Source organism: Pseudomonas sp. MS646 (assembly GCF_036693845.1).
Lineage (GTDB): Bacteria > Pseudomonadota > Gammaproteobacteria > Pseudomonadales > Pseudomonadaceae > Aquipseudomonas > Aquipseudomonas chlororaphis_E.
Genome location: NZ_CP144763.1, coordinates 3917393 through 3932244, shown reverse-complemented (window position 1 = coordinate 3932244; position 14852 = coordinate 3917393). Strand labels below are relative to the sequence as shown.

Here is a 14852-nt window from a genome sequence, read left to right as displayed (position 1 = left end):
GGGATTTATCCCCGTTGGGGCGCTAAGCGCCCCTTTGTGTAATGCGTGAGCATTTATCGATTGAACCGTTTGGGCTGCTGCGCAACCCAGCGGGAGCAAGCTCCCTCGCCACGGGATGAGCGCAGGTCCTCAGTTTTTGTCGAGATCCACATTCCGCGTTTCCCGCAGGCAGATCATGCCCACCACCAGGCTCACGCCAGTGATTACCACCGGGTACCACAGCCCGTAGAAGATATCCCCGGTATAGACCACCAGCGCGAACGAGACAGTGGGCAGGAAGCCACCGAACCAGCCGTTGCCGATGTGGTAGGGCAGGGACATGGAGGTGTAGCGGATCCGGGTCGGGAACAGTTCCACCATCAACGCCGCCAGTGGGCCGTAGCACATCGCTGAAATGATGATCAGCGCCACGATCAGGGCGACGATCATCGGCCGGTTGATCTGCTGGGCGTCAGCCTGTTGCGGGTAGCCGGCCAAGGTCACCGCGCCGCGCAGGGCGGCTTCGTCGTAACCGTCGATCTTCACGTCGCCGATGTTGACCTGCACCAGGCTGCCGGCCGGCGCGGCGACGCTGGTGTAGGGCAGGCCTTGCTTGACCAGGAAGGTCTTGACCTTGTCGCAGGGGCTGTCGAAGCGCGCCTTGCCCACCGGGTCGAACTGGAAGGTGCAGGTGGCCGGGTCGGCGATCACGCTGATCGGCGCCTGGCGACTCGCCTGGTCGATGGCCGGGTTGGCGTAGTGGGCCAGGGTCTTGAAGATCGGGAAGTACAGCGCTGTCGCCAGCAGCAGACCGATCATCAGCACCGGTTTGCGCCCGACCTTGTCCGAGAGCCAGCCAAAGAAAATGAAGAACGGCGCGCCGATGACCACGCTGACGATCAGCAGGCTGTTGGCCAGGGCCGGGTCCATTTTCAGGAACTGGGTGAGGAAGAACAGCACGTAGAATTGCGCGGCGTAGAAAGTCACCGCTTGCCCGGCGTTGATGCTGAACAGCGCGATCAGCACCACCTTGAGGTTTTCCCACTGGCCGAACGATTCGCGGATCGGCGCCTTGCAGCATTTGCCTTCTTCTTTCATTTTCAGGAAGGCTGGCGACTCGTGCAGGCTCAGGCGAATCCAGGTGGAGATGCCCAGCAGCAGGATCGACAGCAAAAACGGAATGCGCCAGCCCCAGACTTCGAACTGGTCGCCCGTGAAGTAGCGGCAGCCCAGCACCACCAGCAGCGAGAGCAACAACCCGAGGGTGGCCGTGGACTGGATCCAGCTGGTGTGGAAGCCGCGCTTGCCGATGGGCGCGTGCTCGGCGACATAGGTCGCGGCCCCGCCATATTCGCCGCCCAGGGCCAGGCCCTGGAGCATGCGCAGCACCACCAGGATGATCGGCGCGGCGATGCCGATGCTGGCGTAGGTGGGCAGCAGGCCGACGCAGAAGGTCGCCAGGCCCATGAGCACGATGGTTGCCAGGAACGTGTATTTACGCCCGATCATGTCCCCCAGCCGCCCGAACACCAGCGCGCCGAAGGGGCGCACGATGAAGCCGGCGGCGAAGGCCATCAGGGCGAAGATGAACGCCGTGGTGTCGTTGACCCCGGCGAAGAACTGCTTGCTGATCACCGCCGCCAGGGCGCCATAGAGGAAAAAGTCGTACCACTCGAACACCGTCCCCAGGGACGAGGCGAAGATGACCTTCTGGGTTTCCCGGCTGGTGCCGGCGCTGCGCGTGGCTTCCAGGGGCTGAACATGTTCCGACATAGCGATATCCCTCACAGTGATTGTTTTTGTTGTTCCACTGTCGACGCCGGTGGGCGTTTGTAGCGTGCTGCGTTCCTTGGATCGGTACATTTCCCCTGTGGGAGCGGGCTTGCTCGCGAAAAACGGTGTGTCAGCCGACATCATCGCTCACTGATACGCCGCCTCTCCCACAAGGGATAGTGTGGTTCTTTAGACTGAGGCGGTTTCCTTCTGGAGGGTGGCGTTCCAAGCCTGCGGCTCAAGCATTATCTGCGCCGCCTTCTCGGCGATCATCAGCGTCGGCGAGCAGGTGTTGCCCGAGGTGATGCGCGGCATGATCGAGGCGTCGGCGATGCGCAGGCCGCGGATGCCGTGCACGCGCAACTGGGCGTCCACCACGGCGTCTCGGTCCTGGCCCATTCGGCAGGTGCCGACCGGGTGGAAGATCGTCGTGCCGATACGGGCAGCGGCCTGGTGCAGTTCTTCTTCGGTTTGCAGGCTGGGCCCTGGCAGGTATTCCACCGGCTTGAAGGCGCCCAGGGCCGGTGCCGCGACGATGCGTCGGGTCAGGCGGATGGCGTCGGCGGCCACCCGCAGGTCTTCCGGATGGCTCAGGTAGTTGGGCTGGATCAGCGGCGCCTGATGGGGCTCGGCCGAGCGAATGTCGACCCGGCCACGGCTTTGCGGGCGCAGGTCGCAGACCGATGCGGTGAACGCGGCAAAGCTGTGCAGCGGCTCGCCGAATCGCTCCAGGGATAACGGTTGCACGTGGTACTCAAGGTTGGCCGACGTCTGCTCGGGCCCGGAGCGGGCGAACGCGCCGAGTTGGCTGGGCGCCATCGACAGCGGTCCGCTGCGGTCGTACAGATAGCGCAGGCCCATGCCCATCTTGCCCCACAGGGTGCCGGCGATCTGGTTCAGGGTCCGGGCATTTTCCAACTGATAGATCAGCCGCAGTTGCAGGTGGTCCTGCAGGTTGCCGCCGACGCCGGGCAGTTCATGGGTCACGCCGATCCCCAGGCGTTGCAGCAGGGCGCGGGGGCCGATCCCCGAGCGCTGCAGGATTCCCGGCGACCCCACGGCCCCGGCGCACAGCACGATTTCCCTGCGGGCCTTGAAGGTCATGCCCTTGCCTTGCCAGCGGGCGCGCACGGCATGGGCACGGTCGTCGCGCAACAACACGCGATCGACTTCGACCTCGGTCAGCACGGTGAGGTTGGGGCGCTGGCGGATCGGCTTGAGGAAAGCCTTGGCCGCGTTCCAGCGCACCCCGGCCTTCTGGTTGACCTGGAAGTAGCCGCAGCCTTCGTTGTCGCCGCCGTTGAAGTCGTCGACGTTGGGGATGCCGCTCTGTTCGGCGGCGCGGCGGAATGCATCAAGAATGGGCCATGACAGGCGCTGGCGTTCGACCCGCCATTCGCCGCTGGCGCCATGCAGCTCCGACGCGCCGGCGAAGTGGTTCTCGCTCTGCCGGAACAGCGGCAGCACATCGTTCCAGGTCCAGCCTGGATTGCCCTCGGCGGCCCAGCCGTCGTAGTCCGCGGCCTGGCCGCGCATGTAGATCATACCGTTGATGGACGAGCAGCCGCCCAGGACCTTGCCGCGTGGGTAGCTCAGGGCGCGTCCTTGCAGGCCCGGTTGTGCTTCGGTCTTGAAGCACCAGTCGGTGCGCGGGTTGCCGATGCAGAACAGGTAGCCGACCGGGATGTGAATCCACGGGTAGTTATCGCGCCCACCGGCTTCGAGCAACAGCACCCGGTGTTGCGGGTTGGCTGAAAGTCGGTTCGCCAGTAGGCATCCGGCAGGGCCGGCGCCCACGATCACGTAATCGTATTCATCGACGACAGGTTGCATCCGCGACCTCTTTATTGTTGTTGTGGGATTCATCCTAGTTGTTAGTTTTCGTTTAAAGAATGTTAGTTTTTGCGCAGCGGCTGTGCGTTTATGAACAGCAATGTGCAAGGAGCGACCATGTTTGACTGGAATGACCTGCGGTACTTCCTGGAGCTGCAACGCAGTGGCCGCTTGCTGACGGCCGCGCGGCGGCTCAACACCACCCACGCGACCGTCGCCCGGCACATCGAGGCCATCGAGAAGAGCCTGGGCACGGCGCTGTTCGTCCAGCATGCCCAGGGCTATGAATTGACCCCCGCCGGCGAGACGCTGCTCAAGCATGCCGAGGCCATGGAAAACGTGGCATTGCTGGCCCAGGAGGACATCACCCAGTCCAGCGCGCCGTTGGGCAAGATTCGCCTCGGGGTGACCGAAGGGTTGGGCATCATGTTCCTGGCCAGTCGCATGGATGGGCTGTTCCAGCGTTATCCGGGGTTGGAAGTGGAGCTGGTGGCGGTGCCGCGGTTCGTCAGCATCCTCAACCGCGAGGCGGAAATCAGCATCCACCTCGAACGCCCGGCGGCGGACCTGCTGGTGACGCGCAAACTCACCGACTACAGCCTGGCGCTGTACGCCAGCCAGGCCTACCTGGACCGTTCGCCACCGTTGCGCACCCGTGAAGACCTGGCCCGCCATGCCTGGATCGGCTACGTCGACGACCTGCTGTTCAGCCAGGAGTTGATGTTCCTCAACGGCTTCTGCCGCCACCCTCGGGTGGTGTTCCACAGCACCAGTGTCATCGCTCAGCAGCAGGCCGCACGGTCCGGCCTGGGCATTGCCGTGCTGCCTTGCTACATGGCCAGCGGCGATCCGACGCTGGTGCCGCTGCTGCCGGATGAAACCCTGCGCCGCAGCTACTGGATCAGCACCCGCCGCGAACTGCACAAGTCGGTGCGCTTGCGGGTGTTGTGGGATTACGTGGTGCAGTTGTGCGAGCGGGAGCAGGGGCTGTTACTTCCTTAGCCGCGCAAGCCGCACAGCCTTTCTTGTGGCGAGGGAGCTTGCTCCCGCTGGGCTGCAACGCAGCCCCTGAATCAGTGAGCTCATTGCATCCGAGCCACCGTTAAGTCGATCTCTGGGGCTACTTCGCAACCCAGCGGGAGCAAGCTCCCTCGCCACAGGGGCAGTGGCCAGTCCAATCGGCGGTGCGACAAGCACTGGCCGCCCAAGTCCCCTTTTATGGCCCCCAATGACCTCAGCCGGCACGCCGGCGTGCCTTAACGTGGGAACTGCCTGACCCACAACAAGAAAGGCGCAGCCATGCGCCGCGAAGAGGGGCCCTATGCCGGCAACCACACCACCGATATTGCTTCATACCGCCGCCGTCATGCTGCTCGGCGCGCTGCTCGCCGGCTGCGGCGAGGAACCCAAGCCACCCGCACCCACGGTGTTCACGGCCATGCCCGCCGATGCGGCGCTGGCCCAGGTCTACGACAGCAGTTGCAAGCTCTGCCACGCCAACCCCGGTGCCGGGGCGCCGCTGACCGGCGATACCCATGCCTGGGCGCCGCGCGTGGCCCAGGGCGCCGACACCCTGCTGGACCACGCGATCAATGGCTACAACGGCATGCCGCCGATGGGTTTGTGCATGCACTGTTCCGAAGAACAGTTCCTGGCCCTGATCGCCTTCATGTCCGGCCAATCTCTCCAATAACAGACAAGGGTACGACGGCATGACGATGGATTTTTCACGGCGCCGGTTGCTGCAAGGGGCCGGCGTTGTCGCGGCGTTCACTGCGCTCGGCAGCCAGGGCGCCCTGGCCGAGCTGATGCGCGCGCCGCGCCTGATTCCCTGGCGCAATTGGTCGGGAGGGCAAAGTTGCCTGCCGCTGGCGCGCCTGGCACCCAAGGACCTGGATGAACTGGTGCAGGTGGTGACCCGCGCCGAAGGTCGCATTCGGCCGGTGGGCTCGGGGCATTCCTTCAGCGCGCTGGTGCCCACGGACGGGACCTTGCTGTCGCTGAGCTTTTTCAGCGGATTGCTCGATCACGACGCCGCCAGCTTGCAAGCGGAGTTCGGAGGCGGTACACCCATGTCGCGCATGGGCCTGGCACTCAAGGCCGTCGGCCAGGCATTGCCGAACATGGCCGACGTGGATTACCAGACGCTGGCCGGCGCCATCGCCACCTCGACCCATGGCACCGGCAAGGCGTTCGGCTCCTACGCGTCCCAGGTCGTTGGCCTGCAACTGGTGACCGCCAGTGGCGAGGTTCTCGATTGCGACGCCCATCGCCACCCCGAGGTGTTCAAGGCCGGGCGGGTTTCCCTGGGGGCGCTGGGGTTGGTGACCCGGGTGCGCTTGCAGAATCGCCCGGCCTATCGGCTGCGCGAGCGTCAGTGGGTGGCAAAAACCGAAGAGTTGCTCGAAGACATCGACGCCCACACCCGCGACAACCAGCACTGGGAAATGCAGGTCGTCACCCATTCCGACTATGCGTTGGCCATCGCGCTGAACGAAACCAGCGACCCGGCCACGCCGCCCATCAGCCCGGAAGAAGAGGGCGGCAACGAGTTCGTCACCCTGATCGAAAAACTCGACAAGTACGGCAGCGATTTTCCCGCGGCCCGACGAATGCTGCTGAACAACCTGCGCCTGCTGGCCAGTTTCGACGATCGCGTCGGCGACTCCCATGACATCTACGCCAACGCCCGCACCGTGCGCTTCAACGAGATGGAATACTCGGTGCCGGCCGAACACGGCCCGGCGTGCCTGCGGGAGATTCTTGCGCTGATCCGCGACAAGGACCTGCGCACCTGGTTTCCCATCGAGTACCGCTACGTCAAGGCCGACGACATCGCCTTGAGCATGTTCGAGGGGCGCGACAGCTGCTCGATCTCCGTGCACCAGCATTACCAGATGGACCACCACAATTTCTTTGCCGCCATCGAGCCGATCTTCTGGAAGTACCAGGGCCGTCCGCATTGGGGCAAGTTGCACTCGCTCAACGCCAGGGCGCTCCAGGCGCTGTACCCGCGTTGGCAGGAATTCTCCGAGGTGCGCCAGGCCCTGGACCCCGCCGGCAAGTTTCTCAACGGGCATCTGTCCACGATCCTGGGGGTGAGCTGATGGGCTTCAATCGTCGAGGGTTTCTCAAGGGAACGTTGGGTGCGGGGGTGCTGCTCGCCGGGGCCGCCGTGCTGTTACGCCCGCAGGACAAGGGCGGGCCGTACAGTGATTACTTCCGCCAGTTGAACCGCGAGCTCAAGGCCAACGGCCCGATGCGCCCGGTGCTGCTGGTGGACCTCGATCGGCTGGACCACAACGTCGATGTGGTCAAGGCGTCGGTCCGGCGCACCGGCAAGCAACTGCGGTTGGTGGAAAAATCATTGCCGTCGCCCGGGTTGCTGGCCTACATCGGCCAGCGGGCCGAGACGCGGCGGTTGATGTCGTTCCACCAGCCGTTTCTCAACCACGACGCGATGCAGTTTCCCGACGCCGATATCCTGCTGGGCAAGCCGCTGCCGGTGCGCTCCGCCGAGCTGTTCTACCAGTTGCACAAGGGGCCGTTCGACCCCGCGCGGCAGTTGCAGTGGTTGCTGGACACCCCGCAACGGCTCGAACAGTACCGCGCCCTGGCCCAAGGCCTGGGCACGCGGTTGCGGGTCAATATCGAACTGGACGTTGGTCTGCACCGGGGGGGCGTGACCGACGAAGCAAGCCTGGACGCCATGCTCAAGCTGATCCGGGCCCATCCGGCGCAACTGGAGTTCGCCGGGTTCATGGGTTATGACCCGTTCGTGGGCATGGGTGTGCCCGAGGTGTTGGCGAGCCCGCAGACGCTGTTGGCCCGGGTCATGGCGATCTACACCGCGCGGGTGGATTTCGTTCGCTTGCGCTACCCGGACCTGTGGCACCCGAGCCTGACCTTCAACACCGCCGGCAGCCCCAGTTATCGGCTGCACGAGCAGGAAAACCTCAGCACTGAAGTGTCGGTGGGCACGGCCATGCTCAAGCCCAGCCATTACGACCTGCCATCCCTGAGCGAGCACGTGCCGGCGGCCTACATCGCCACGCCGGTGTTGAAGCGCACCGGCGCGGTGAACATCCCGGCGCTGGACGATAAGTCACGGGTCTTTTCCTGGTGGGATGTGAACCAGCGGGCGACGTTTTTCATCTACGGCGGCAACTGGATGGCCGACTTCGAATCGCCCCCCGGCCTGAAGAGCAACAGCCTCTATGGCCGCAGCTCCAACCAGGAAATGGTCAACGGTTCCGAAGCGGTGGGGCTGGAGCTGGAAGACCAGGTGTTCCTGCGGCCCACCCAGACAGAGTCGGTGTTGCTGCAGTTCGGTGACTTGCTGGCGGTGCGCGGTGGACTGATTGTCGAGCGGTGGCCGGTCTATAGCTGAGCCTGCCTGCAATGAGCCGGGCCTGGAAAGACCCCCTGTGGCGAGGGAGCTTGCTCCCGCTGGGTGGCGCAGCCGCCCCATCTGGAAGGTGATTTTCCAGGACAATCGCGTCAGCTGGTTTTACGCCGGCTGCGCCGCCGAGCGGGAGCAAGCTCCCTCGCCACGGGGGCCCAGCGCGCCTCTAGAACACCAAAGCAGCCCTAGAACGCAAACGGAATACTCACCTTCGCCCACAGCATTTCCCCTTCCGGGCGGTTCTCCACGTCGAACTCCTTGGCCCAGCGAATTTCCGCGCTGGCGTACTTGAGGAAGGTCAGGTGCACCGCCGGGCCGATGGCGAAGACCTGGCCGCGCACGCCGTCGTCGACGTCCTGCCCGGCGAATTGCACCGTGCGGCCGTACTGTTTGTCGTCGGTGGTCTGCTTGAGGTAATAGCCGTTGAGCCCGAGCCGCAGGTTGTCGGTGACCCGGTAGCTGGCCGAATAATCGAAGTGGAAGATCTGCCCCGAGCGGTAGTCGGTGTCCTTGTTCTCGCGGTTGAAGCTGTAGGTGGTCTTCATCGACACCTCGGTGGCCTCGGTGGGCAACCAGGTGAAGGAGAACAGCGGTTTGTAGGTGTAGAAATTGTTGCTGGTGTTGGCCAGTCGATCGGTGCTGTATTCGCCGGTCGGCACGGTGATTTCCACCGCCGCGGCCAAGGTCAGGTTCTTGCCCATGTCCCAGAGCACGATCGGTGAAATGGTCGTGTCGCCCATGCCCTCGCGGGTGTCGTGCAACCCGAACACCGACACTTCCTGCTTGAGCCACGGCTGGGCGACGTAGATGCCCAGCCGTCCGTCGGCCACCCGCAATGGGCTCAGGTAGTCGATCCGCGGGACCACCGCCGTGGATTCGATTTCAACCTTCGGCACGTCGCCGCCCAATGAGCTGATGTTGAATTTTCGTGCCTTGTAATGGTTGTAGTAGAGGTTGAACGCGACCATGTTGTCGGGAAGGCTGTCGACCTCCAGCGGCAACACGAAGAAGCCGTCGGTGCCGGGGCCGATGTTGTCGACGCCGGATTCCGTCGCCAGGGCGGGCAGCGTAACGGCCAGGCCGAAGGCCAGGGGCAAGGCAAAGCGCGTGCGGATCGGGTTCATAGGGGGGCTCATTATTATTGTTGGTGATGCACCGAAAGTCCGAGCCATAGAAATAAGCCGTTAGTGGCGGCCAGGGCAGGGTATTGGCGGCCACGCAGGGGACTTGGGCGGCCAGATTTTGTGTCCCCCATTGCGCCGGCGCATGCTAACGTTCATGAAACAACCGGTTACAAAAACGCCACCTAACGTGCTCCGGAACCCGCCATGCAGATGAAAGTCATCGACCCCACCTATGAACTGGCGCTGGTCTCGCCCTTCCTGTTGCAAACCCTGGCCGAGGTGGTGGCGGACAAAGGCTTCGATGCGGCCAGCCTGTGTCGCGGCCTGGGCTTTGGCCTCGACGATTTGCAGGACCCCGCCCAGCGGATTTCCTATCGCCAGGCCGTGATCATGATCCAGCGTGCGCTCAAGCTGCTGCCCGACCAAGGCCTGGGCCTGTGGGTCGGCGACCGGAACGTGCTGGGCACCCTGGGCCTGCTGGGTCATGTCCTGTCGCTGTGCGAAACCCTGCGCGATGCCTTCGCCCTGGGCGTGCGTTACCAACACACCACGGGTGGCATCGCGGTGACCAGTGTCGAGGAAGCCGCCGAGCAGATCAGGGTCGAGGCGACCTGCCGCCTGCCGTTCGCCGAGATCCAGGTGTTTGCGGTCGAGGAGTTCTTTGCCAGCCTGATGGTCTACGGCCGAGCGCTGGCCGGCCCGGATTTCAAGCCAGAGGCCGTGGAGTTCATGCACGCGGCGCCGTCCTATGCCCGGGAATACCAGCGCATATTGGGGCCGGAGGTGCGCTTCGGCTGCCGGCACAATCGCATGTTGATCAACGTTCGCTGGCTGGACATGCGCCTGCCCAATCATCATCCGCTGGCCTTGCGCCAGGCCTTGGCCCTGCTGGAGCAGGAGGCCGCCGAGGTTCACCAGAAGATCGACTTGATCCAGGCCGTGGAACGGGCGATTGCCCGGGACCTGACCCGGGGCAGCCACATCGAGAAAATCGCCAGCGACCTCAACATGAGCAGCCGGACCCTGCGCCGGCGCCTGACGGAGCACAGCCTGACCTTCGAGGCCTTGCTCGAACAGGTCCGGCGCGGTCGGACCCTGAACCTGCTGGCGAACCCCGAGCTGTCCATCGAGCGTATTACCGAAGAGGTGGGCTACAGCGATGTGCGCAGTTTTCGTCGGGCGTTTCGGCGCTGGACCGGCATGAGTCCCAGCGCGTTTCGTAGCGAGGGCGCCGAGGCGCGGCTCTAAGGTTATGTCCAAACGGTATTTCTCAAGCCACGGGCGGTTTCCCTAAGATCACGTCATAACTCGTTATGACAAGTGATGGGGTCCATGTCCAACAACGTTCTTTCCCTCGACAGCGTGCCGCTGCACACCCAACTGCGCGACGTGCTGCGCGCGCGGATTCTCGACGGCGAATACCCCCAGGGCAGCCAGATGCCCTCGGAAAGCGAGCTCGGTGCGCTGTTTCGCGTCAGTCGCATCACCGTGCGCCAGGCCTTGGGTGATCTGCAAAAGGAAGGGCTGATTTTCAAGATCCATGGCAAAGGCACCTTCGTCGCCAAGCCCAAGACCTTCCAGAACGTCAGTACCCTCCAGGGCCTGGCCGAGTCCATGACCGGGCGCGGCTTCGAGGTGATCAACCGGCTGCACAGCTTACGCTTCGTTGCCGCGGACAAACGCGTGGCCGAGCGCCTGGGCCTTGCCGAAGGCGACACGGTGGCGCAGGTCAAGCGGGTGCGGTTGATCAACCGCGAGCCCGTTTCCCTGGAGATCACCTACCTGCCCAAGGCCCTCGGCGAACGTCTGGAAAAGGCCGACCTGGTCACCCGCGACATCTTCCTGATCCTGGAAAACGACTGCGGCCTGACCCTCGGCCATGCCGACCTGGCCATCGACGCGGTGCTGGCCGACACCGAGTTGACCCAGGCACTGGAGGTCGAGCCGGGCTCGCCGATCATGCGCATCGAACGCCTGACCCATGACGCCAGCGGCCAGCCGCTGGACTTCGAATACCTCTATTACCGCGGCGATGCTTTCCAGTACCGCCTGCGGATCGACCGGCAAAAAGGGACGCAAGCATGACCCACAGCGCTGTGACTGGAAGCACCCTGGAACAGGAATACGACATCGTCGTGATCGGCGGCGGCACGGCCGGGCCCATGGCGGCGATCAAGGCCAAGGAGCGCAACCGTGACTTGCGCGTGCTGTTGGTGGACAAGGCCAACGTCAAGCGCAGCGGCGCCATCAGCATGGGCATGGACGGGTTGAACAACGCGATCGTCCCCGGGCACTCGACACCCGAGCAGTACACCAAGGAAATCACCATCGCCAACGACGGCATCGTCAACCAGGCGGCGGTGTACGCCTATGCGACGCACAGCTTCGAAACCATCGAGCAACTGGACCGTTGGGGCGTGAAGTTCGAGAAGGACGAAACCGGTGACTACGCGGTGAAGAAGGTCCACCACATGGGCGCTTATGTATTGCCGATGCCCGAAGGGCACGACATCAAGAAAGTGCTCTACCGCCAGTTGAAACGTGCGCGGGTGAGCATCACCAATCGGCTGGTCTGCACTCGCTTGCTGACGGATGAAGAGGGCGCGGTGAACGGCGTCATGGGGTTCGATTGCCGCACCGCCGACTTCCATGTGATCAAGGCCAAGGCGGTCATCCTCTGCTGCGGCGCGGCGGGGCGCCTGGGATTGCCGTCCTCCGGTTACCTGATGGGCACCTATGAAAACCCCACCAACGCCGGGGATGGCTACGCCATGGCGTACCACGCCGGGGCCGAGCTGGCGAACCTAGAGTGCTTCCAGATCAACCCGTTGATCAAGGACTACAACGGCCCGGCCTGCGCCTATGTCACCGGGCCACTGGGTGGCTACACCGCCAACAACAAGGGCGAGCGCTTCATCGAGTGCGACTACTGGAGCGGGCAGATGATGTGGGAGTTCCACCAGGAACTCGAGGGCGGCAATGGCCCGGTTTTCCTCAAGCTCGATCACCTGGCCGAGGAAACCATCCAGAACATCGAGGAAATCCTGCACAGCAACGAGCGGCCCAGTCGCGGGCAGTTCCATGCCAATCGCGGCACCGACTACCGTACGCAGATGGTGGAAATGCACATCTCCGAAATCGGCTTTTGCAGCGGCCATTCGGCCTCGGGCGTGTGGGTCAACGAGCGGGCCGAAACCTCGGTCAAGGGCCTGTACGCAGCGGGCGACATGGCGGCGGTGCCGCACAATTACATGCTCGGGGCGTTCACCTACGGCTGGTTTGCCGGCCATAACGCCGCAGACTTCGTGGCCGGGAAGGATTTCTCGACGCCGGATGCCGGCCAGGTCGAACGGGAAAAGGCCCGCGTCTACGCACCCCTGACGCGCGCTCACGGTTTGCCGCCGGCACAGGTGGAATACAAGCTGCGGCGCTTCGTCAACGATTACCTGCAACCGCCCAAGGTCACCCGCAAGATGGAGATCGGCCTGCAACGCTTCAGCGATATCCAGCGCGACCTGGACCAGATCAAGGCCCACGACGCCCATGAATTGATGCGCGCCATGGAGGTCAGCGTGATCCGCGACTGCGCCGAGATGGCCGCTCGCGCCTCGCTATTTCGCGCCGAAAGCCGCTGGGGCCTGTACCACTATCGGGTCGATCACCCGCAGCGCAACGACAGCGACTGGTTCTGCCATTGCCACCTGAAGAAAGGCGACGACGGCGCGATGACCTCCTTCAAGAAAGCGGTCGAGCCTTACATCATCGCCCTCGATGCCCAAGAGCTGCAGGCCTACGACCGGCTGCGGGTCGACGCCAGCGCGGCGTGAACCTTCCACCCAGAGAGAACGCCCATGGCCTATCAACCCCAGGAAATCTTCTTCCGCTCCAATGCCCCCGTCACCGTGGACGAGGACAAATGCATCGCCCACAAAGGCTGCACCGTGTGCGTCGATGTCTGCCCCATGGACCTGCTGGCGATCAACCCGGCCACCCAGAAGGCCTACATGGCGTTCGATGAATGCTGGTACTGCATGCCGTGTGAAAAGGACTGCCCGACCGGCGCGGTGAAAGTCGAGATCCCGTACCTACTGCGTTGACTGGGAGGATGCCATCGCGAGCAAGCTCGCTCCCACAGTGGATCAAGTCTAGTCGCGGTTGTTGTGTGCACCCATAAACCTGTGGGAGCGGGCTTGCCCGCGATGAGGCCAGCCCTGACACCCAAGAAGCCATCCGGCCACCCCCGGACGCCTGATTCAAAACCACCCCTCGTTTCCCACCGCGCCCTGATCGTGGCGGAGACGAACCTCCTATAAATGATTCGAGGGGAACCCCCATGTTGCGTGCAGCACTCGCCGGTCTGGTACTGGCTTCATTGACCCTGTCTGCCCAGGCAGAAACCATCCGCATCGCCATCGGCACCCAGGACACCACCATCAACTGCGCCGCCGGCGGGTTGCTGATCCGTGAACTGGGCCTGCTGGACAAGTACCTGCCCCATGACGGCGCCTACAAGGACGCCAAGTACGACATCCAGTGGAAGAACTTCACCAGTGGCGCGCCGCTGACCAACGAGATGGTCGCCGGCAAACTCGACTTCGGCGCCATGGCTGATTTCCCGGGGGCGTTCAACGGCGTGGCGTTCGAGACCGCCGGCAAGCACAGCCTGTTCATCAGCGTGCTGTCGGGCAGCACCCGGGGCAGCGGCAACGGCATCGTCGTGCCGAGTGCCTCGGGCGTGCAGGCCTTGGCCGAGCTCAAAGGCAAGACGATCTCCGTGCCGTTTGCGTCCACCGCCCACGGCATGTTGCTGCGCGCCGTGGCGGCCCAGGGCTGGGACCCGCTCAAGGACGTGAACATCATCGCCCAGCCGCCGGAAGTGGCCGGCTCGGCGTTGCAGGCGGGCAAGATCGACGCCCACGCCGACTTCGTGCCATTCGCCGAGCTGTTCCCCAGCCGCGGGTTCGCCCGCAAGATCTACGACGGCGCCCAGGCCGGTGCGCCGACGTTCCATGGCGCGCTGGTGGACCAGGCCTATGCCCGGCGCTACCCGGAAATCGTGGTCGCTTACCTGCGTGCGTCCCTGGAGGCCAATCAACTGCTGGCCGCGGAACCTGAGAAGTACAGCGAATTGATCGCCCAGGTCACCGGCGTGGATGCCGAGGTCAATTACCTGTTCCATGGGCCGCTGGGCGTACAGACCCGCGACCTGAGCTGGAAGCCGGAATACCGGCAAGCCGTCGGCACCGCCATCGACACCCTCAAGCTGTTGAAGAAGGCCGATCGTGGCCTGGACCTAAATACCTTCATCGATGACCAGTACATCCGCGCCGCCTTCAAGGCCTCGAACCTGGATTACGCCGCGCAACTGGCCAACTACGCCCAGACGCCACTGACCACGCCCGACGCCGCGACGGGCCAGGCGATCAGCGACTTCAGCCGCGTCGCCGAGATCTGGGTGCGGGGCGAACCGAAAGTGCGCCACTACGCCTCGGCGCAGTCGGCCTTCGCCGCGCTGGCGAACCTCAAGCAGCAAGGCAAGGGCATCCGTGCCGTGTATGCCCAGGCCAGCGACAGCGGGATCAAGCTGCTGGCCGAGCAGGCGTGGTTCGCCCGCGATGCCCAGGGGCAACTCAGTGCGTTCCTGCTCAAGGGCCAGGCCGAGCAGTTTGCCGCGCAGCAGGGCGGCAAGGTCCTGGACTTTACCGAAGCTACGGCACAGTCGGTTGCTGCGCGCTGAT

The 14852-nt window shown here is 64.1% G+C and carries 12 protein-coding genes; 9 read left to right on the top strand and 3 right to left on the bottom strand.

Annotated elements, in window-relative coordinates; all coding sequences use genetic code 11:
* Positions 1-129: 129 nt before the first annotated feature.
* Positions 130-1752, bottom strand: a complete 1623-nt coding sequence (locus V3H56_RS17160; RefSeq protein WP_338473657.1) for an MFS transporter — start codon at positions 1750-1752, stop codon at positions 130-132.
* A gap of 189 nt (positions 1753-1941) precedes the next feature.
* Entirely contained in the window at positions 1942-3585 is a 1644-nt protein-coding gene (locus V3H56_RS17155; RefSeq protein ID WP_338473656.1) for a GMC family oxidoreductase N-terminal domain-containing protein, read from the bottom strand.
* Positions 3586-3702: 117 nt separating this feature from the next.
* On the opposite strand from V3H56_RS17155, the gene V3H56_RS17150 reads away from it, so the two are divergent.
* The 4 genes from V3H56_RS17150 to V3H56_RS17135 all read left to right on the top strand — a co-directional run bounded on the left by V3H56_RS17150 (position 3703) and on the right by V3H56_RS17135 (position 7975).
* Positions 3703-4587: a LysR family transcriptional regulator gene (locus V3H56_RS17150; RefSeq protein WP_042732153.1), complete on the top strand. Its 885-nt coding sequence runs from the start codon at positions 3703-3705 to the stop codon at positions 4585-4587.
* Positions 4588-4906: 319 nt separating this feature from the next.
* Entirely contained in the window at positions 4907-5278 is a 372-nt protein-coding gene (locus V3H56_RS17145; RefSeq protein ID WP_047739131.1) for a c-type cytochrome, read from the top strand.
* Positions 5279-5393: 115 nt separating this feature from the next.
* Positions 5394-6692, top strand: coding sequence for a D-arabinono-1,4-lactone oxidase (locus tag V3H56_RS17140; protein WP_338474788.1), 1299 nt, complete (start codon positions 5394-5396; stop codon positions 6690-6692).
* Positions 6692-7975, top strand: a complete 1284-nt coding sequence (locus tag V3H56_RS17135; protein WP_338473655.1) for a DSD1 family PLP-dependent enzyme — start codon at positions 6692-6694, stop codon at positions 7973-7975. Before V3H56_RS17140 ends, V3H56_RS17135 begins: the two co-directional genes overlap by 1 nt.
* 200 nt (positions 7976-8175) lie before the next feature.
* Here V3H56_RS17135 and V3H56_RS17130 read toward each other — a convergent pair whose 3' ends face one another.
* The gene (locus V3H56_RS17130) at positions 8176-9114 is read right to left on the bottom strand and encodes a transporter (protein ID WP_338473654.1); all 939 of its coding nucleotides are present in this window, start codon (positions 9112-9114) and stop codon (positions 8176-8178) included.
* 204 nt (positions 9115-9318) lie between these two features.
* Here V3H56_RS17130 and V3H56_RS17125 point away from each other — a divergent pair, with 204 nt between their 5' ends.
* The 5 genes from V3H56_RS17125 (at position 9319) to V3H56_RS17105 (ending at position 14851) form a co-directional block, all read left to right on the top strand.
* On the top strand, positions 9319-10362 hold the full coding sequence (locus V3H56_RS17125; protein ID WP_053149983.1) for an AraC family transcriptional regulator: 1044 nt from the start codon (positions 9319-9321) through the stop codon (positions 10360-10362).
* A gap of 84 nt (positions 10363-10446) precedes the next feature.
* On the top strand, positions 10447-11199 hold the full coding sequence (locus V3H56_RS17120) for a GntR family transcriptional regulator (RefSeq protein ID WP_042731407.1): 753 nt from the start codon (positions 10447-10449) through the stop codon (positions 11197-11199).
* The gene (locus tag V3H56_RS17115; RefSeq protein ID WP_338473653.1) at positions 11196-12941 is read left to right on the top strand and encodes a fumarate reductase/succinate dehydrogenase flavoprotein subunit; all 1746 of its coding nucleotides are present in this window, start codon (positions 11196-11198) and stop codon (positions 12939-12941) included. Before V3H56_RS17120 ends, V3H56_RS17115 begins: the two co-directional genes overlap by 4 nt.
* A 24-nt stretch (positions 12942-12965) precedes the next feature.
* The gene (locus V3H56_RS17110; protein ID WP_003180418.1) at positions 12966-13211 is read left to right on the top strand and encodes a ferredoxin family protein; all 246 of its coding nucleotides are present in this window, start codon (positions 12966-12968) and stop codon (positions 13209-13211) included.
* Positions 13212-13447: 236 nt separating this feature from the next.
* A complete protein-coding gene (locus tag V3H56_RS17105) occupies positions 13448-14851 on the top strand; it encodes an ABC transporter substrate-binding protein (protein WP_338473652.1) in 1404 nt (467 codons plus the stop codon).
* Position 14852: the final 1 nt, after the last annotated feature.